The sequence below is a fragment of the Shinella zoogloeoides genome (assembly GCF_022682305.1).
GTDB classification, from domain to species: Bacteria; Pseudomonadota; Alphaproteobacteria; order Rhizobiales; family Rhizobiaceae; genus Shinella; species Shinella zoogloeoides_B.
The window spans coordinates 695,331-713,373 of the sequence record NZ_CP093528.1 but is presented as its reverse complement, the minus strand read 5'-3'; the positions used below and the strand labels follow the sequence as shown (position 1 = coordinate 713,373).

The window sequence follows — 18,043 nt, the reverse complement described above, 5'->3', positions numbered from 1 at the left end:
ACCGGCCAAATGCAACCACCCCACGGTTCCCTTTGAGCCGCGCCGTGCTATAGCTCCCCCCGATTTTCTTCGAACCGGGATCCCGCTCTTGGATATCGTCTTTACCGCCGCCACGGTGAGCTATGCCGGACGCGTGGCCCTTCACCCGCTCGACCTGACGCTCGGTGAACGGCGCATCGGCGTCGTGGGTCTCAACGGCTCGGGCAAGACCACCATGGCGCGGCTTGTCAACGGCCTCGTCAAGCCGACCGCGGGCACGGTGACGGTCGGCGGCCTCGACACGGTGAAGGACGCGGAAGCCGCGCGAGGCCGGACAGGCTTCATCTTCCAGAACCCGCAGCACCAGATGATCCTGCCGATCCTTGCCGAGGACATCGCCTTCGGCCTGAAGAACCGTGGCCTTGATAAGGCGGAGATCGCCGGGCGCACCGAGGCCATCCTCGCACGCTTCGGCATATCCCACCTTGCGCGGCGGCGCGTGCACGAGCTTTCCGGCGGCGAAACGCAACTCGGCGCCATCGCCAGCGTGCTCGTCACGGGCCCGGACCTCCTGATTCTCGACGAGCCGACCAACCAGCTCGACCTGAAGAACCGCGCGCTCATCGAGCGCACCGTCGCCGGCCTGCCGGAACAGGTGCTCGTCATCACCCACGACCTCGCCCTGCTCGACACCTTCGACCGGGTGCTCGTCTTCCACGAGGGACGGCTTGCGGCGGACGACCGGCCGGCGGAGGCGATCCGCGCCTACCGGGAGATCGCGGCATGCTGAACGGGCTGGATATCGAAGGTTCCTCGCCGCTGCACCGCATGCCGGTGCGCAGCAAGCTCCTCCTGCTCTTCGTGGCGGCGATCGGGCTTTTCCTCATTTCCAACCTGCGGCTTCTCGCACCGGCGCTCCTCCTTGCCGCGCTCGTCTATCTTTCGACCGGCATCGGCCTTGCCGAGGCGTTCCGCCGCACACGGTTCGTGCTTTTCACGGTGCTGCTCGTGGCGGCGATGAACTGGCTCGTCCATTCGCCGCTCGAGGCGCTCGCCGTCTTCTGCCGGCTGTCCGCGCTCGTCCTCCTCGCCGCCGCCGTTACCGCGACGACGGGCATCTCCGCCTTCATGGACGAGATCGCCCGGCTCATCGCGCCGCTGGAGCGCTTCGGCTTCGTGCGGGCGGCGGATGTGAGCCTTGCCGTCGGCCTCGTCATCCGCTTCGTGCCGGAGATTTTCGCGCGCTACCAGGACATTGCCGACGCGCACAGGGCGCGGGGCCTGCCGGTGCGCCCGCTCACCACGCTCGCGCCGCTTATCATCCTGACGCTGAAGGATGCGGACACCATCGCCATGGCGATTGACGCCCGCGGCTTTCGGCGGCACTAAACGCCAACCCATCGTCCATCCGGGGAACCCGACATGACCACCAGAGACATCGTCCTCATCGCCCTCTTCACCGCCATCACGGTGGTGCTCGGCCTGCTGCCGCCCATCCCGCTCGGCTTCATTCCCGTGCCGATCACCGCGCAGTCGCTCGGGCCGATGCTGGCGGGCTGCATCCTCGGCGCGCGGCGCGGGGCGCTCGCCATGCTGCTCATGGTCCTGCTCGTCGCCATCGGCCTGCCGGTGCTTTCCGGCGGGCGCGGCGGCCTTGCCATCCTGGCAGGTCCCGGCGCGGGCTATATCGCCGGCTGGATCGCCGGGGCCTTCGTTTGCGGCCTCGTCGCCGAGCGCTTCGTGCGCGAGAGCCAGGCGGAACGCGCGCAGTTCGTCGCCTTCTTCGCGGCGGCCGTCATCGGCGGCGTCGGCGTCGTCCACCTTCTCGGCGTTCCGTGGCTCGCCCATGCCGGCGGCCTGACGCTGGTCGATGCGACCAAGGCTTCCGCCGCCTTCCTGCCCGGCGACCTCATCAAGGCCTTCGTCGCCATGCTGGCCGGCCGTGCCGTACTGGCCGGCTACCCGCTGCTGCCGCAGCGCGCCTGATGCCGCTTTCCGGCGCCATCGAACGGCACGCCGCCGCCAACCCATCCCGCCCGGCCTTCCAACTGGAGGGCCGGGTTCTTTCCTACGCAGAACTTGCGGCAACCGCGCGCCGGCTGCATGCGGCCTTCGCCACGCTGGCGCCGGAAGGCCGCAGCGTCATCGGCGCGCGGCACCGCCTCGTCGCCATAGCCACGGGCAACCATGCGCTCTTTCCCGCCGCCTTTCTTGCGGCGACGGCCGGCAACGCCTGCGCCGCGCTGATCGACCCGCATCTGCCGGAGACCGCGCGGCGGCGCATGATCGACCGTCTCGATCCCGATATCGTCGTCACCGCCGAGGACGATGACCTCATCCTTGCAAATCCCCGCACCGGAGCGGCGATCGCCGCAACCGGGGACGACAGCCCCGACGCCCCGCCCCTTCCGGAAGGCGACGATGCCGATCCATTCCTGATTGTCTTCACCTCCGGCACCACCGCCGATCCCAAACCGATCATCCGCGACCGGCGCTCCTGGCGCATCAGCCTTGCAGCCGGCGCGCCCTTCTTCGGCATTGGCGTCGCCACGAGCACCTATGCCCCCGGCCCCCTCGCCCACGGCCTTGCGCTCTACGCGATGACCGAAACCCTGCTGGCCGGCAGCCTCTTCCATTCGGCCCGGCATTTCGACGCGGCCGAGGCGCGCAAGACGATCCAAACCGGAAACATCCGCCGCCTCGTCCTGGTGCCGACCATGCTGCGCCGGCTCTGCGAGGGCGCGCCGATGACGCATGTCGAGGCGATCACCGTGGCCGGCGCGAAGCTGACGGCGGCGGACCACGCGCTCTGCGCCGAACATTTCCCCGGGGCTGCGCTACGCGAATATTACGGTGCGTCCGAACTCGGCTTCATCACCGTCACCACGCCGGGCGACGCCGCCTCCTCTACCGCCGTCGGCAGAGCCTTTCCGGGCGTGCGGCTCGCCATTCTCGACGACGCCGGCAAGGCTGTGGCGACGGGCGAAACGGGCACGATCCTCGTCGAAAGCCCGCTCGTCGCCACCGGCTATCTCGGCGCGGGCGACGGGGCGGGGCTTGCCCGCTTCGGCAGCCTTGCGACGGTCGGCGACCTCGGCTTCCTCGAGGCGGACGGAACATTGCATCTCCTCGGCCGCGCCGGCGGCATGGTGCTGTCCGGCGGCAACAACATCTATCCTTCCGAGGTGGAGGCGGTGCTTCTCGGCCTTGCCGGCGTGCGCGCGGCCCATGTCTTCGGCGTCGAGCATGCCGATCTCGGCAGCGAACTGGTGGCCGTGATCGAGCCGGCCGGGCCGGGCCTGACGGCCGAAACACTACAGGCCGCCATGAATGGAGTTCTGCCGCGCTACAAGCAGCCGCGGCGCATCTGGCGCTGCCGCGCCATGCCGGTGACACCCTCCGGCAAGGTGGAGGCGAAGACGGTGCGGCAATGGGTGGCGGAGGAAAACGATGCGCTCGAACGGTTCGCCTGATCCCGCCCGCATTCCCGTCGTCGCGGCGGCCTTGCGCACGCCTATCGGCCGTATCGGCGGCTCTCTCGCCGCCATCGAGCCGGCGGGCCTTGCCGCGCCGCTCATCCGCCGCATCCTCGCGGAAACCGGGCTTGCTCCCGAGGCGGTGAACGACGTGATCCTCGGCAATGCCGCCAACAGCGCGGGGAACCTTGCGCGGCTCGCCGCGCTGGAGGCCGGGCTGCCGGTCTGCGTGCCCGGCATGACGGTGGACCGGCAATGCGGCTCCGGGCTGGAGGCGATCACGCTTGCGGCCCGGCTGGTGCAGGCGGGCGCGGGCCGGTTCTATCTGGCCGGCGGCGTGGAAAGCACCAGCCGGGCGCATCTGCGCTTGCGCCCGCCCGCCGAACCCGGCGGCGCGCCGGAGCCGGTGCGCCGCGCCCGCATGGCCCCGGACGCCATCGGCGACCCGGACATGGGGATCGCCGCGGAAAACGTCGCCGCCCATGCCGGCATCAGTCGCGAGCGGCAGGACGCCTTCGCGCTCGAAAGCCACCGCCGCGCCCTGGCCGCCCGAAGGGCCGGCCGATTCGATCGCGAGATCGTTCCCGTCGAAACACCCGCCGGCCTCGTCTCCCACGATGAATGCCCGCGTGAAAACACCTCGCTGGAAAAGCTCGCGGCGCTGAAGCCCGCCTTCCGGCCGGACGGCACCGTAACGGCGGGCAATGCCTGCCCGGTCAATGACGGGGCTTCGGTCGTGCTCGTCACCTCGCTGGCCGAGGCGAAGCGGCTGGGCCTGACCATGTGCATGGAAGTGGTGGACAGCGCGGTGGCGGGAGTCGATCCGAACCTGCTCGGCCTCGGCCCGGTTCCCGCCATGGAGCGGCTCGCCGCGCGCAATCCCGGTCTCGCTGCGGCGGAAATACCCTTCATTGAATTCAACGAGGCTTTCGCCGCGCAGGTGCTCGCCAGCCTCGATGCGCTCGGCGTCGATGCCGCCGCCGTCAACCGCGACGGCGGGGCGCTGGCGCTCGGCCATCCCTACGGCGCGTCCGGCGCGATCCTCGTCACGCGGCTCTTCGCGCAGATGCGCGAGGCCGCCGCCGGCACCGAGGCGCTGGCGACGATGGGAATCGGCGGCGGCATGGGCATCGCCGCCCTGTTTCGGAAAGTGTGAGGAGCGCCATGGCCGGCAATATCCATTCCGGCGGCTGCCTGTGCGGAGCCGTGCGTTTCGAGGCGACGGGACCGGCGGAGAAGCCGCATACCTGCTCCTGCCGCTTCTGCCAGCGGCATACCGGCGCGCCGACCGCCGCCTGGGTGGAGTTTCCCGCCGGGCGCATCGCCTGGACGGGCGCGGCCGGCAGACCATCGACATGGCGCTCGTCCGATTATTCCAGCCGCGCCTTCTGCCCGGCCTGCGGCTCCTCCATGGGGGCCATCGACGATGAGCCGGTCGTCGCCCTCCTCGTCGGCAGTTTCGACGACCCGACCGATCCGGCCTTCATGCCGGAATATCATTCCTTCGAGGATTGCCGGCCGGGCTGGATCAAGGTCGAGACCGCCTCAGTCGAGGAATGACTTCAGCCAGTCGCGCACCGCCTGCGGCACGTTGACGGGCTGGCGGCTTGCCGGATCGACGGCGACCCAGACGATCTCGACATCCGCGACGGGCGCCCCCTCCATCGAAATCGCCACCGCGAAGGTGAGCGAGGTCGCGCCGATGCGCGTCACCGCCACCTTGAACCGGGCGAGATCATCGAGCTTCAGGCCGCGATGGAAGGTGCAGCCGGACTTGCGGACGAAATAGACGGGGTCGTTCGCGCCTACCGGTCGATGACGCCAGAGGCTGGCGACGGCGGCTTCGGCATGGGCGTAGTAGGCGGCATTGTGCATGTGGCCGTGCATGTCTATATCGCGGAACGGTATCCGGACCTCGCTGACCGTGATGTCTGCCGCCTGTTCCACGTCCTGCCCCGAGGTAAACCATGCTTCGTGCCGTTGTTAGAGCGTTCGGCGATCCCCGGCAAGTGATCGACCTCGAAGAGGCGGAGCGCACGGCCCCCGGCCCCGGCGAGGTGGAAATCCGCATCCGCCGCGCCGCGATCAATCCCTCCGACCTCATCCCCGTCACCGGCGCCTATCGCAGCCGCACCGCCCTGCCCTTCGTGCCGGGCTTCGAGGGCGTCGGGGAAATCGCGCGGCTCGGAGCCGGTGTGAGCGGCCTTGCAGTCGGCCAGCGCGTGCTGCCCATCGGCGCGAGCGGCCTCTGGCAGGAATACCTCGTCCGCCCCGCCGAATGGTGTTTTGCCGTGCCGGACGACCTTTCCGACGACCGGGCGGCCATGGCCTATGTCAACCCGCTCACCGCCTTCCGGCTGATCGATGCCGTGGAAGCGCATTTCGGCAAGGCGGGCGGCCAGCGGATCGGCGTCACCGCCGGCGCTTCCGCCATCGGCCGAATGCTGTTGATGCTGCTCGCGGACGCCGGATTCCGGCCTGTCGCGCTGGTACGCAGCACTGCGACGGCAGCGCGGCTCGGCGAGAGTTTTCACGGCGAGATCGCCGTCCAGCCGGCATCGCCGCTCGACGGCGTGCTCGATGCGGTCGGCGGCGAGCCGGGCAATGCGCTGTTCCGGCAGATCCGCTCCGGCGGGGCCTTCATCCAGTACGGCGCGCTTTCGGGTGCGCAGCTCGACCCGGCGCTGGTGGCGGCGCGGCGGGACGAGGTCGCCTTCTCCTTCCTCTGGCTGCGCAACTGGGTACATTCCGCCCCCCGCGCCGCCATCGAGGCCACCTTCGCGCAGAGCTTCGCCGGCATCCGCGCAGGCGTTCTCGGCTCGGATGTCGACGGTGTTTTCGCCCTGCGGGACCTGCCGGCAGCCCTCGCCCGGCAGGACGACCCGGCGCGCAGCGGAAAGCTCCTCATCGCGCCGTGACGGTTGAAAAGGGTGGACACTGGCCCATTTCCCGTGGACCTCGCCAACCGCAATGGGTAGCTTCCGGCCATGACGACGTTTCTCTTCGAGAACCCGATCTTCCTTGAGCACCACACGCCTGAGGGCCATCCGGAGCGGTCCGACCGCATCCGGGCGCTGAATCTCGCGCTGGAGCACGAGCGCTTTTCGCCGCTGGTGCGCGAGAAGGCCCCGCAGGCCAACGAGGATTTCGTGCTGCTCGCCCATCCGGAAAGCCATTTGCGCGCCGTGATGTCGGAAATGCCCGAGGAGGGCATCAACCAGGTCGAGGCCGACACTTATGCGAGCCCTGCGAGCCTGCAGGCGGCGCTGACCGGCATCGGCGGGGCCATCGCGGCGGTCGACGCCGTCTTTTCCGGCAAGGCCGACAATGCCTTCGTCGCCGCCCGCCCGCCCGGCCACCATGCCGAGCGCGAGAAGGCGATGGGCTTCTGCTTCTTCAACAACGCCGCCATCGCCGCCCGCCACGCGCAGAAGGCTTACGGCGCCGAGCGTATCGCCATCGTCGACTGGGATGTGCATCACGGCAACGGCACGCAGGATATCTTCGAGGACGACCCGTCCGTGCTGTTCTGCTCGACGCACCAGATGCCGCTCTACCCCGGCACCGGCGCCAAGGACGAGACAGGCGCGGGCAATATCGTCAATGCACCGCTTTCGGCCAATGACGGCAGCGACCATTTCCGCGAGGCCTTCAAGTCGCGCGTCCTGCCGCGTGTCGCAGACTTCAAGCCGGACCTGATCGTCATCTCCGCCGGTTTCGATGCGCATCACCGCGATCCGCTCGCCCAGATCAACCTCGTCGCCGACGATTTCGACTGGGCGACGGGAAGGCTGATGGAGCTTTCCGAAAAATCGGCGAACAACCGGGTGGTCAGCCTGCTGGAAGGCGGCTACGACCTGCAGGGCCTCGCCGAATCCGCCGCCACCCATATCTACCGCCTGATGAGAGGCTGACCATGACCGCTACCGCCCCTGATGTTTCCGCCCTCTCCTTCGAGCAGGCCGTCGAAGAACTGGAAAAGATCGTCGCCGCCCTCGAACGCGGCGACGTGCCGCTCGACCGCTCGATCGAGATCTATGAGCGCGGCGAAGCGCTGAAGAAGCACTGCGAGACCCTGCTTTCGGCCGCCGAGAACCGCATCGAGAAGATCCGCCTCGACCGCGCCGGCAAGCCGCAAGGCACCGAGCCGCTCGACGGGGCGTGAGCTTCGTTCCGGCGACACATCGTCAACAGCCGCCGCCCTATCCACACCCCTCCTTGCCCGCTAGCATGCCGGCACGAACCAACCACAGGAGGGTGTGATGAGCTTCTTTCCGGGACAGGACCCCGAGGCGGGGGATGCGGCGGCGTGCGATGCGCTGGAAAACCTGATCATTCCGCGCACCAGCGATATCGGCGGGCTGGAGGTGCGGCGGGCGCTGCCGACGGCCAAGCGCCGACTGGTCGGGCCGTTCATCTTCTTCGACCGCATGGGGCCGGCGTTGCTGCGCGCGGGCGAGGCGATCGACGTCAAGCCGCACCCGCATATCGGGCTCTCCACCGTCACCTATCTCTTCGACGGCGAGATCAAGCATCGCGACAGCCTCGGCACCGAGATGGTGATCGCCCCCGGCGACCTGAACCTGATGACGGCCGGGCGCGGCATCGTGCATTCCGAGCGCTCGCCGGAGAACCTGCGTGGCAAGCCGCAATCGATCTCCGGCCTCCAGACCTGGCTGGCCCTGCCCGACCATCTCGAGGAATCGGCCCCGGTCTTCTCCCACACGACGAAGGCCGAGCTTCCCGCCTTCTCCGCCGACGGCATCACCGGGCGCACGATCATCGGCAAATACGAGGGCCATGCCTCACCTGTCAGCGTGCCGACCGATACGCTCTATACGGACCTGATGCTCGCCCCCGGCGCCTCCGCACCACTGGCGGCGGACTGGGAAGAACGCGCGGTCTACATTCTCTCCGGCACGCTGGATGTCGCCGGCGACGTCTTCGAGGCCGACCGACTGCTCGTCTTCCGCGCGGGTGACCACATCACGCTGAAGGCGGGGCCGGAGGGCTGTCACATCATGCTCTTCGGGGGCGCGGCGCTCGGCTCCAAGCGATACATCTGGTGGAACTTCGTCTCCTCCTCCAAGGAGCGGATCGAGCAGGCCAAGGAAGAGTGGCGTACCGGCCGCTTCGACATAGTGCCGGGCGACGAGGAAGAGTTCGTGCCGCTGCCGGCGGGATGATGCATAGGTATCGAGCTATTTATTTTTCTCTCCTCTCTGTTGTCGTGCTCGGGCTTGGTCCGAGCATCCACCTCCTCCGCGGAGGCTCCAAATCCCCGGCTCAAGGTCGGGGATGACGCATAAGAAGTTTTGCCATTGACCAACCCATAGCTATCGAGCTATATAAAAATCCATAGCCATCTAGGTATGTATTTTGACCGAACCGCACGACATCCTCTTCCGCACATTGGCCGACCCCACGCGTCGGGCGCTTTTCGAGCGGCTGTGCCGCGAGGGCGAGAAGACCGTGGGCGCGCTGACGGCGCAGGCCGGGGTTTCACAGCCGGTCGTCTCCAAACATCTCGGCCTTCTCAAACAGGCCGGCCTCGTGCGCGACCGCCACGAGGGGCGGCAGACCCATTACAGCGCGCAGCTCGGCGCGCTTGCGCCGCTGGTCGACTGGACCAGCCAGATGGCCCGGTTCTGGGAGGCGCGGTTCGACGATCTCGAAAATCTGCTCAGGAGAATGGACCAATGAACACGGAGATCCGCTCTGTCGTCGTCGAGCGCGAGATCGCGCATCCGCCGGAAAAACTCTGGCGCGCGCTGACGCAGCCGCACCTCATCGCCGAATGGCTGATGCGCAACGATTTTGCGCCTGTTGTCGGCCACAAGTTCACGCTCAGCGGAGACTGGGGCAGCGTCGAATGCGACGTGCTGACGGTGGAGCCCGGAAAAAGCCTCACCTACACCTGGAATCACGCGCATGCTGACCCAGCTTTCGATCTGAGGAGCGTGGTGAGCTTCACGCTGACGCCGACAGGTTCGGGCACGCTGCTGCGCATGGAGCAGACCGGTTTCCGGCCGGAGCAGAAGCAGGCCTTCGGCGGCGCGCGCTACGGCTGGGAGCAGCACTTCACGAATCTCGAACGGGTCCTGGCAGGGCTGCAACAGGGAGGCGCGCAATGAACTGGACCCTGAAAATCCGCCAGGTTCATCGCTGGCTTTCGATCCTCTTCACGCTCGCCGTGCTCATCAACATCGCGGCGATGACGCAGGGGCAGCCGCCCTTCTGGGTCGGCCTTCTCGCCCTCTTCCCGCTCATCCTGCTTCTCGCAAGCGGGCTCTATCTCTTCGCGCTGCCCTATGCCACCCGGTGGCGGCACGGCTAGGAGGGTGTGATGGCAGGCGAGAAGACCGACAAACCCGTCCTGCTTTCGGGCGGCAACCCGCAGATCGCCAAGGGTTACGGCGACGGGCCGGTCCAAGCCTATATCGCGGCGATGCCGGGCTGGAAGAGCGGTATCGGACGGCGGCTGGACGCGCTGATCGAGAAGACGGTGCCCGATGTCCACAAGGCGGTGAAGTGGAACTCGCCGTTCTACGGCATCGAGGGAGACGGCTGGTTTCTCGGCTATCATTGCTTTGCGAAATACATAAAGCTGACCTTCTTTCGCGGCACCTCGCTCGACCCGGCGCCGCCGGTCGCCTCCAAGACACCGGAAACCCGCTATTTCCATATCAACGAAGGCGATGATCTGGATGAAGCCCTGCTTGCCGAGTGGATACGGCAGGCAAGCAGGCTTCCCGGCGAGCGCCTGTAACGAACGGAGACGACCATGGCTGCGATGCAAAGCGATGCACAATCCCCTTCCGACCTGATCGACGGGCGGATCGTCGAGCTTGCCGACTGGCGCGGCGAGACGCTGGCGCGTGTGCGCGCCCTGATCAAGGAAGCCGATCCCGATGTCGTCGAGGAATGGAAGTGGCGCGGCGTTCCCGTCTGGGAGCATGACGGCATCCTCTGCACCGGCGAGACCTACAAGGCCGTGGTGAAGATGACCTTCGCCAAGGGCGCTTCACTGGAGGATCCGGCCGGGCTCTTCAACTCCAGCCTCGACGGCAGTACGCGCCGCGCCATCGATTTTCGCGAGGGCGAGGTCATCAGGGAGGAGGCGCTGAAGGCGTTGATCCGCGCCGCCGTCGCGCTCAACCAATCCTCCCGCGCGAAAAAGAAGGCGTAGGGCTGCCGGGAGGCATGCCCCGCCGGTCACGATACCGTGTCCGCAAAATGCCCCATTTTCCCAACAAGACTCGGTGCATGCGTCGGTTTGCAAGGTATCAATCCGGCGAAATACGCTCTAGACTTGTCGAAACGGTTGAAATCGCGCGCCGCATTCTGCATGTGACAGGCTAGCGCGGTACAAGTACCGAATGCCCGGGCACGTCTCCGCGAGGAGCCATCGCCGATGGGCCCGACAACGAGGCACAAGAGTGACACAAACGCCAGCCACGCCCCTGCTCGACAAGGTTCACATCCCGGCGGACCTGAAGGCCGTCGAAGACCGTGACCTGCCGCAACTTGCAGCGGAACTGCGCGCCGAAATGGTCGACGCCGTCTCGCGCACCGGCGGGCATCTGGGCGCGGGCCTCGGCGTGGTGGAACTGACCATCGCCATCCACAAGGTCTTCGACACGCCGAAGGACCGGCTGATTTTCGACGTCGGCCACCAGTGCTATCCGCACAAGATCCTCACCGGCCGTCGCGACCGCATCCGCACGCTGCGCCAGGAAGACGGCCTTTCCGGCTTCACCCGCCGGGCCGAGAGCGAATACGATCCCTTCGGCGCCGCCCATTCCTCGACCTCGATTTCCGCCGGCCTCGGCATGGCGGTCGCCGCCGACCTTTCGGGCGAGCACCGCAACGTCATCGCCGTCATCGGCGACGGCGCGCTGTCGGCCGGCATGGCCTATGAGGCGCTGAACAATGCCGGCGCGCTCGACGCGCGCCTCATTGTCATCCTCAACGACAACGACATGTCCATCGCCCCGCCTACGGGCGCGATGAGCGCCTATCTCGCGCGCCTCGCCTCCGGCCGCACCTATATGGGCTTCCGCGAACTCGGCAAGAAGCTGACGGCCTATCTCGGCAAGAAGGTCGACCGGGCGATCACCCGCGCCGTCGAGCATGCGCGCGGCTACGTCACCGGCGGCACGCTGTTCGAGGAGATGGGCTTCTACCATATCGGCCCGATCGACGGCCATTCCTTCGAGCACCTGTTGCCCGTGCTGCGCAATGTGCGCGATAATTCCAGGGGTCCGGTGCTGATCCACGTCGTCACCCAGAAGGGCAAGGGCTATCCGCCGGCGGAAGCGGCCGCCGACAAGTATCACGGCGTCAACAAGTTCGACGTCATCACCGGCGCGCAGGCCAAGGCCAAGCCGAACGCCCCCGCCTATACCGCCGTCTTCGCCGATGCGCTGGTGCAGGAAGCAGGCTTCGACGACAGGATCGTCGGCGTCACCGCCGCCATGCCGAACGGCACCGGCCTCGACAAGCTCGCAAACGCTTATCCCTCCCGCACCTTCGACGTCGGCATCGCCGAGCAGCATGCCGTGACCTTCGCCGCCGGCCTTGCCGCCGAGGGCTACAAGCCGTTCTGCGCGCTCTATTCCACCTTCCTGCAGCGCGGCTACGACCAGGTGGTGCACGATGTCGCCATCCAGGGCCTGCCGGTGCGCTTCCCCATCGACCGCGCCGGTTTCGTCGGCGCAGACGGGCCGACCCATGCCGGCTCCTTCGACACGACCTATCTCGCCACCCTGCCCGGCTTCGTGGTGATGGCCGCCGCCGACGAGGCGGAACTGAAGCATATGGTGCGCACCGCCGCCGCCTATGACGACGGCCCGATCTCCTTCCGCTATCCGCGCGGCGAAGGCGTCGGCGTGGACCTGCCAGCGCGCGGTGAAATCCTTCAGATCGGCAAGGGCCGCGTGATCAAGGAAGGCAGCAAGGTCGCCCTTCTCTCCTTCGGCACCCGCCTTGCCGACTGTCTGCTGGCAGCCGAAGACCTCGACGCATCCGGCCTCTCCACGACGGTCGCCGACGCACGCTTCGCCAAGCCGCTCGACCACGACCTCATCCGCCAGCTTGCCCGCAACCACGAAGTCCTCATCACCATCGAGGAAGGCGCCGTGGGCGGCTTCGGCAGCCATGTGCTGCAGTTCCTGGCGCTGGAAGGCCTGCTCGACAGCGGCCTGAAGGTGCGCCCCATGGTGCTGCCGGACGAGTGGATGGAGCAGGCCAAGCCGGAGGCCATGTATGCCAAGGCCGGCCTCGACCGCGCCGGCATCGTCTCCACCGTCTTCCAGGCGCTCGGCCAGAAGGCCGTCGGGGTTGGCGCGGCGGGCTGAGCCACCATCAAATGAAGCTATCGCCTCTCCTTCTTCCTGCCCGGGAGAAGGGGCGATGCGTCGTTTCCCTCCGCAAGCAGGCATCGTCCGGAATTCCCCGACGAGACACCGACCGGCCGGTTTCCTACCGTATCCTTGCTTCCAAACGTTGACGTTTACGTAAAAATCAATAATCTGTCCGCCAGCAAGCCGCGCCCATGTCCGGGGCGCGATGGAGGAGGATGAAATGTACAAGGCGCCGGTCGAGGAGATTGCGTTCACGCTGAAGCATGTGGCGGGGCTTGCCCCCGCGCTGGAAGGCGGCCATCTCGGCGACCTGACGGACGACCTTGTCGACGCTATCCTCTCCGAGGCTGGGCGCTTCGCCAGCGAGGAGGTCGCTCCGCTCGGCGCGATCGGCGACACGCAGGGTGCGCGCCTCGTCGACGGCGCGGTGAAGATGCCCGACGGCTGGCCCACGCTCTACAAGGCCTGGGCGGAAGGCGGCTGGAACTCGCTGACGGCCTCGCCCGATTTCGGCGGACAGGGGCTTCCGCACATGCTGCATGTCGCGGCACTCGAAATGTGGAACAGCGGCTCCATGGCCTTCGCCATCGGCCCGACGCTGACCATCGGTGCCATCGAGGCCCTGACGGCGCACGGCTCCGACCATCTCAAGAGCACCTATCTGCCGAAGATGGTCTCGGGCGAGTGGATGGGGTCCATGAACCTCACCGAGCCGCATGCCGGCTCCGACCTCGGCGTGATGAAGACCCGCGCCGAGCGGCGCGGCGACGGCACCTACCGCCTCTTCGGCCAGAAGATCTTCATCACCTATGGCGAGCACGACTTCACCGACAACATCGTGCACCTCGTCCTCGCCCGCCTGCCGGATGCGCCGGCCGGAACGCGCGGCATTTCGCTCTTCCTCGTGCCGAAGTTCCTCGTCAATGCGGACGGCTCGCTCGGCCCGCGCAACGACGCCCATTGCCATTCCATCGAGCACAAGCTCGGCATCCACGGTTCACCGACCTGCACCATGATCTACGGCGACGGCCGCTTCGGCGACGAGCCGGGCGCCATCGGCTGGCTGATCGGCGAGGAGAACCGCGGCCTTGCCTGCATGTTCACCATGATGAACAACGCGCGCCTCGCCGTCGGCATGCAGGGCGTCGCCATCGCCGAGGCCGCGACGCAGAAGGCCGTCGCCTATGCGAAGGAACGCACGCAGGGCAAGGCGCCCGGCTGGCAGGGTTCGGGCATGAGCCCGATCATCGAGCACCCGGACGTCGCGCGCATGCTGCTGACCATGAAGGTGCTGACCCAGGGCGCGCGCGCCATCACCTATGCCTGCGCCCACGCCGTCGACCTGTCGCATGGCGAGGAGGCGCGGCACTGGGCCGAGCGCGCGAGCCTCCTCACCCCCGTCGCCAAGAGCTTCGCCACCGATGCCGGCGTCGATGTCTCCTCGCTCGGCGTGCAGGTGCACGGCGGCATGGGCTTCATCGAGGAGACGGGCGCGGCCCGGCTCTACCGCGACGCCCGCATCGCGCCGATCTACGAGGGCACCAACGGCATTCAGGCCATCGACCTCGTGACGCGCAAGCTGCCGCTCTCCGACGGAAACCACATCCGCGGCTTCATCGCCGAACTGCGCGAAATCGCCGCCAAGGCGCAGGCCGCCAACGCCCCTGCCCTCGGCGAGACCGGCGACCGCCTGGAAGCCAGCATCGCCGACCTTGAAACGGCCACCGAATGGCTGCTCGCAACGCTTGCCGAAGGCAGGCAGGCCGAGGCGCTGGCCGGCGCGACGCCTTACCAGCGCCTTTTCGGCCTCGTGCTGACGGGCGCCTATCTCGCCAAGGGCGCGCTCGCCGACGGCGGCGACGGCCGCAACGCCGAACGCGCCGCCCTCTGCCGCTTCGCCGCCGAGAACGTCATCGGCGAAACGGCGGCATTGCGCGAGCGTGTCATCGGCGGCGCGGCGAGCCTTGAAGCGGCGCGCGTGGTGCTGGGCTGAGAGCAACATGCCCCTCTCCCCGCAAGCGGAGAGGGGGCGCGCCAAACGTGGCGTCGATACCCTGGAAAACATTGCGGCATAGTCCTTCGTCCCGCTTGCGGGAAGAAGGCGCCGGCAGGCGGATGAGGGGCTTGGCCCCGGGAGAGAACATGACCGACCATATCCTGATCGAGCGCCCGGAAAGCGCCCCCGGCGTGCAGGTGATCCGCCTCAACCGGGCGGAGAAGAAGAACGCCATCACCCGCGCCATGTACCAGGCGATGACCGACGCGCTGAAGGCAGGCGATGCGGACGAGAGCGTCAGGGCGACGCTCATCCTCGGCTCGGCAGGCTGCTTTTCCGCCGGCAACGACATGAACGACTTCCTCGCCTTCGCCATGGGCGGCACGATGGGCCGGGAGGTGATCGACTTCCTCCATGCGCTCGCGACCCATGCGAAGCCGCTCGTCTCCGGCGTCGACGGCCTCGCCATCGGCATCGGCACGACCATCCAACTGCATTGCGACCTCACCTACGCCTCCACCCGCACGGAATTCCGCACACCCTTCGTGGACCTCGCGCTGGTGCCGGAAGCGGCCTCCAGCCTGCTGGCCCCGCGCCTGATGGGCCACCAGCGCGCCTTCGCGCTGCTCGCCGCCGGCGAGGGCTTTTCGGCAGAGGCCGCGCGGGATGCCGGCCTCGTCTACGCCGTCGTGGAGCCGGCCGCCGTGGAGGACGAGGCGCTTGCCGCCGCGCGGCGCCTCGCCGCCAAGCCGCCGCAGGCGCTTTCCATCGCCCGCAGCCTCATTCGCGGCACGCGCGCCGACGTTTCAGCACGGATCGACGAGGAAGCGGCCCACTTCTCGGCGCAGTTGAAAAGCCCGGAAGCGCGCGCGGCCTTCGAGGCCTTCATGGCGCGCGGAAAAAGCTGACACCGTACAAGTTGTGGTCCATCAATTTTAAGAGGACCTTAAACACGCTTTCCTATGGTGCGACCATTCTCCGGCAGTCTTGCCGGCGGTCGCATGATGCGTCCGACCTTCGCCCTCCGGCATGCCGTTCAGCATCGCACCCCCGCTTTTGGCGGGCGTGCCTGAAGGAATATCGCGCCCCATGTCCAAGCGCTCCAACCTCATGACGCGCATTCTCGTCGTCGCGTCCCTCGTCGTCGTCGCCGCCTTCACCGGCTTCTCCGTCTACATCGACAGCCTGCAGCGCAGCGTGCTGACCAACTCCATCGAGGAAAGCATCGACAGCTCCGGCAAGCAGGCCGCCCAGAGCATCTCCAACTGGCTGAACGCCCGCGTCGCCCTGACGGAAATGGCCGCCAACGCCGCCGCCAAGACCCCGGACCCGGCCGGCATCGAGGCCGTGCTGCAGAACGACGTGCTGGTCGGCCAGTTCATGACGACCTATGTCGGCGACGAGGCGGGCGTCTTCACGCAGTGGCCGAAGTCGGAAATGCCGGAAGGCTACGACCCGCGCCAGCGCCCCTGGTATCAGGATGCCATCAAGGCGGGCGGCCCCGTCCTGACCGAACCCTATATCGACGCTTCCACCAACGACCTGATCATCAGCGCCGCCACGCCCGTCAAGCATGACGGCAAGCTGCTCGGCGTCGCCGGCAGCGACTTCTCGCTGAAGTCCCTCGTCGACATGGTCAACTCGGTCGACCTCGGCGGCATGGGCTTCGCCTTCCTCGTCAGCAAGGACGGCCAGATCCTCGTGCATCAGGACAAGGCGCTCGTCACCAAGGCGCTCGCCGACGCCTTCCCGGACGGCACGCCCGCCATCGGCGGCGGTATCGCCCACACGACCTATGCCGGCAAGCCGGTGCTCGTCTCCTTCGTGCCGGTCACGGGCCTGCCGTCGGTGGAATGGTATCTCGGCTTCACCATCGACAGGGGCATGGCCTTCGCCGCCATCGACCAGTTCCGCATCGCTGCGACGATCGCCACGGTTCTCGCCGTCATCGTCATGATGGGCTTCCTCGCAACCGTGCTGTCGCGTCTCGTCGTACGCCCGGTCAAGGACATGACGGCCGCCATGGCCAAGCTCGCCTCGGGCGACGTGACCGCAGAAATCCCCGGACAGGAACGCACCGACGAGATCGGCCAGATGGCCGCCGCCGTTGCCGTGTTCCGCGACAACGCCATCGAGCGCAGCCGTCTCGAAAATGCCGCCGAGGAGGGCCGCGTGCTCTCCGAAAGCGAGCGCCGCGAGCGCGAGGCCGTCAAGGCTCGCGAGGCCGCCGAGATCCAGCACGCCGTCGAGGCGCTGGCGGACGGCCTCGGCCGCCTCGCCGAGGGCGACCTCGCCCACCGCATCGACGCGCCCTTCGCCGGCCATCTCGACCGCCTGCGCAGCGACTTCAACCATTCGCTGACCAAGCTGCACACCGCGATGGCGACCGTCGGCCAGAATGCCCGCGCCATCGACGCCGGCGCGACGGAAATCCGCTCGGCCGCCGACGATCTCGCACGCCGCACCGAACAGCAGGCCGCCTCCGTCGAGGAGACCGCCGCCGCGCTTGAGGAGATCACCACGACGGTCAAGGACTCCACCCGCCGCGCCGAGGAGGTCGGCTCGCTCGTCTCGCGCACCCGCACCGGGGCCGAGAAGTCGGGCGAGGTCGTCCGCCGCGCCGTCACGGCCATGCAGGGCATCGAGAAGTCCTCGCACGAGATTTCCAACATCATCGGCGTCATCGACGACATCGCCTTCCAGACCAACCTGCTGGCGCTGAACGCCGGCGTGGAAGCGGCACGCGCAGGGGAAGCCGGCAAGGGCTTCGCCGTCGTGGCGCAGGAAGTGCGCGAGCTTGCCCAGCGCTCGGCCAATGCCGCCAAGGAGATCAAGGCGCTGATCACCACCTCCGGCGATCAGGTCCGCTCGGGCGTGGCGCTGGTCGACGAGACGGGCGCGGCCCTCGAGGCCATCGTGCGCGAGGTGCAGGAGATCAACGGCCATGTGAACGCCATCGTGCTCGCCGCCCGCGAACAGTCGACCGGCCTCCAGGAGATCAACACCGCCGTCAACACGATGGACCAGGGCACGCAGCAGAACGCCGCCATGGTGGAGGAACAGACCGCCGCCAGCCACGGCCTCGCCTCCGAAGCCGCCGCCCTCAACGCCCTGCTGGCGCAGTTCAGGCTGGAGGCAGGCGCGGCGGCATACAATGCCGCCCCTTCCCGCCGGGCGGCCTGACGGACCGCTTCCTGAAAAAGAAAGGCCCGGAGCGATCCGGGCCT

General features: G+C 67.8%; 20 protein-coding genes. 19 read left to right on the top strand and 1 reads right to left on the bottom strand.

Going from position 1 to position 18,043, the window contains the following annotated elements; all coding sequences use genetic code 11:
* Positions 1 to 88 precede the first annotated feature (88 nt).
* Genes MOE34_RS03505 through MOE34_RS03480 form a run of 6 tightly spaced genes read left to right on the top strand, consistent with a single transcriptional unit; the run spans position 89 to position 5,015 of the window.
* Positions 89 to 769: an energy-coupling factor ABC transporter ATP-binding protein gene (locus tag MOE34_RS03505; RefSeq protein WP_242221054.1), complete on the top strand. Its 681-nt coding sequence runs from the start codon at positions 89 to 91 to the stop codon at positions 767 to 769.
* Positions 763 to 1,368: an energy-coupling factor transporter transmembrane component T family protein gene (locus MOE34_RS03500; protein WP_242221052.1), complete on the top strand. Its 606-nt coding sequence runs from the start codon at positions 763 to 765 to the stop codon at positions 1,366 to 1,368. Before MOE34_RS03505 ends, MOE34_RS03500 begins: the two co-directional genes overlap by 7 nt.
* Before the next feature lie 33 nt (positions 1,369 to 1,401).
* Positions 1,402 to 1,965: a biotin transporter BioY gene (locus MOE34_RS03495; RefSeq protein ID WP_242221051.1), complete on the top strand. Its 564-nt coding sequence runs from the start codon at positions 1,402 to 1,404 to the stop codon at positions 1,963 to 1,965.
* Positions 1,965 to 3,452 (top strand): class I adenylate-forming enzyme family protein, encoded by a 1,488-nt coding sequence (locus tag MOE34_RS03490; protein WP_242221049.1) that lies wholly within the window; start codon positions 1,965 to 1,967, stop codon positions 3,450 to 3,452. Before MOE34_RS03495 ends, MOE34_RS03490 begins: the two co-directional genes overlap by 1 nt.
* Positions 3,430 to 4,611: a thiolase family protein gene (locus tag MOE34_RS03485; RefSeq protein WP_242221047.1), complete on the top strand. Its 1,182-nt coding sequence runs from the start codon at positions 3,430 to 3,432 to the stop codon at positions 4,609 to 4,611. The genes MOE34_RS03490 and MOE34_RS03485 overlap by 23 nt, the downstream gene beginning before the upstream one ends.
* A gap of 8 nt (positions 4,612 to 4,619) precedes the next feature.
* Positions 4,620 to 5,015 (top strand): GFA family protein, encoded by a 396-nt coding sequence (locus MOE34_RS03480; RefSeq protein WP_242221044.1) that lies wholly within the window; start codon positions 4,620 to 4,622, stop codon positions 5,013 to 5,015.
* On the opposite strand, the gene MOE34_RS03475 is transcribed toward MOE34_RS03480, so the two are convergent.
* Positions 5,001 to 5,342: an acyl-CoA thioesterase gene (locus MOE34_RS03475; protein WP_242223727.1), complete on the bottom strand. Its 342-nt coding sequence runs from the start codon at positions 5,340 to 5,342 to the stop codon at positions 5,001 to 5,003. The genes MOE34_RS03480 and MOE34_RS03475 overlap by 15 nt on opposite strands.
* 80 nt (positions 5,343 to 5,422) lie before the next feature.
* Here MOE34_RS03475 and MOE34_RS03470 point away from each other — a divergent pair, with 80 nt between their 5' ends.
* The 13 genes from MOE34_RS03470 to MOE34_RS03410 all read left to right on the top strand — a co-directional run bounded on the left by MOE34_RS03470 (position 5,423) and on the right by MOE34_RS03410 (position 17,999).
* Positions 5,423 to 6,373, top strand: coding sequence for a zinc-dependent alcohol dehydrogenase family protein (locus tag MOE34_RS03470; RefSeq protein WP_242221042.1), 951 nt, complete (start codon positions 5,423 to 5,425; stop codon positions 6,371 to 6,373).
* Positions 6,374 to 6,442: 69 nt separating this feature from the next.
* Positions 6,443 to 7,369, top strand: a complete 927-nt coding sequence (locus MOE34_RS03465) for a histone deacetylase family protein (RefSeq protein WP_242221040.1) — start codon at positions 6,443 to 6,445, stop codon at positions 7,367 to 7,369.
* Between the two features lie 2 nt (positions 7,370 to 7,371).
* Positions 7,372 to 7,620 carry an exodeoxyribonuclease VII small subunit gene (locus MOE34_RS03460; RefSeq protein WP_119254494.1) on the top strand — a complete coding sequence of 83 codons (249 nt, stop codon included), beginning with the start codon at positions 7,372 to 7,374 and terminating at the stop codon, positions 7,618 to 7,620.
* Between the two features lie 97 nt (positions 7,621 to 7,717).
* Positions 7,718 to 8,641 (top strand): pirin family protein, encoded by a 924-nt coding sequence (locus tag MOE34_RS03455; protein ID WP_242221038.1) that lies wholly within the window; start codon positions 7,718 to 7,720, stop codon positions 8,639 to 8,641.
* A gap of 193 nt (positions 8,642 to 8,834) precedes the next feature.
* A complete protein-coding gene (locus MOE34_RS03450; protein WP_119254492.1) occupies positions 8,835 to 9,158 on the top strand; it encodes an ArsR/SmtB family transcription factor in 324 nt (107 codons plus the stop codon).
* On the top strand, positions 9,155 to 9,589 hold the full coding sequence (locus MOE34_RS03445) for an SRPBCC family protein (RefSeq protein ID WP_242221036.1): 435 nt from the start codon (positions 9,155 to 9,157) through the stop codon (positions 9,587 to 9,589). The genes MOE34_RS03450 and MOE34_RS03445 overlap by 4 nt, the downstream gene beginning before the upstream one ends.
* The gene (locus MOE34_RS03440) at positions 9,586 to 9,792 is read left to right on the top strand and encodes a hypothetical protein (protein WP_242221034.1); all 207 of its coding nucleotides are present in this window, start codon (positions 9,586 to 9,588) and stop codon (positions 9,790 to 9,792) included. The genes MOE34_RS03445 and MOE34_RS03440 overlap by 4 nt, the downstream gene beginning before the upstream one ends.
* A gap of 9 nt (positions 9,793 to 9,801) precedes the next feature.
* A complete protein-coding gene (locus MOE34_RS03435; protein ID WP_242221032.1) occupies positions 9,802 to 10,224 on the top strand; it encodes a DUF1801 domain-containing protein in 423 nt (140 codons plus the stop codon).
* 15 nt (positions 10,225 to 10,239) lie between these two features.
* Complete coding sequence (locus tag MOE34_RS03430; RefSeq protein ID WP_242221030.1) at positions 10,240 to 10,644, top strand: DUF1801 domain-containing protein; 405 nt, start codon at positions 10,240 to 10,242, stop codon at positions 10,642 to 10,644.
* Between the two features lie 250 nt (positions 10,645 to 10,894).
* Positions 10,895 to 12,814, top strand: a complete 1,920-nt coding sequence (dxs, locus tag MOE34_RS03425) for a 1-deoxy-D-xylulose-5-phosphate synthase (RefSeq protein WP_242221029.1) — start codon at positions 10,895 to 10,897, stop codon at positions 12,812 to 12,814.
* A 226-nt stretch (positions 12,815 to 13,040) separates the two neighbouring features.
* Complete coding sequence (locus tag MOE34_RS03420) at positions 13,041 to 14,813, top strand: acyl-CoA dehydrogenase (RefSeq protein ID WP_242221027.1); 1,773 nt, start codon at positions 13,041 to 13,043, stop codon at positions 14,811 to 14,813.
* 149 nt (positions 14,814 to 14,962) lie between these two features.
* Positions 14,963 to 15,724, top strand: coding sequence for a crotonase/enoyl-CoA hydratase family protein (locus MOE34_RS03415; RefSeq protein ID WP_242221026.1), 762 nt, complete (start codon positions 14,963 to 14,965; stop codon positions 15,722 to 15,724).
* Between the two features lie 181 nt (positions 15,725 to 15,905).
* Positions 15,906 to 17,999, top strand: a complete 2,094-nt coding sequence (locus MOE34_RS03410) for a methyl-accepting chemotaxis protein (RefSeq protein WP_242221023.1) — start codon at positions 15,906 to 15,908, stop codon at positions 17,997 to 17,999.
* Positions 18,000 to 18,043 lie beyond the last annotated feature (44 nt).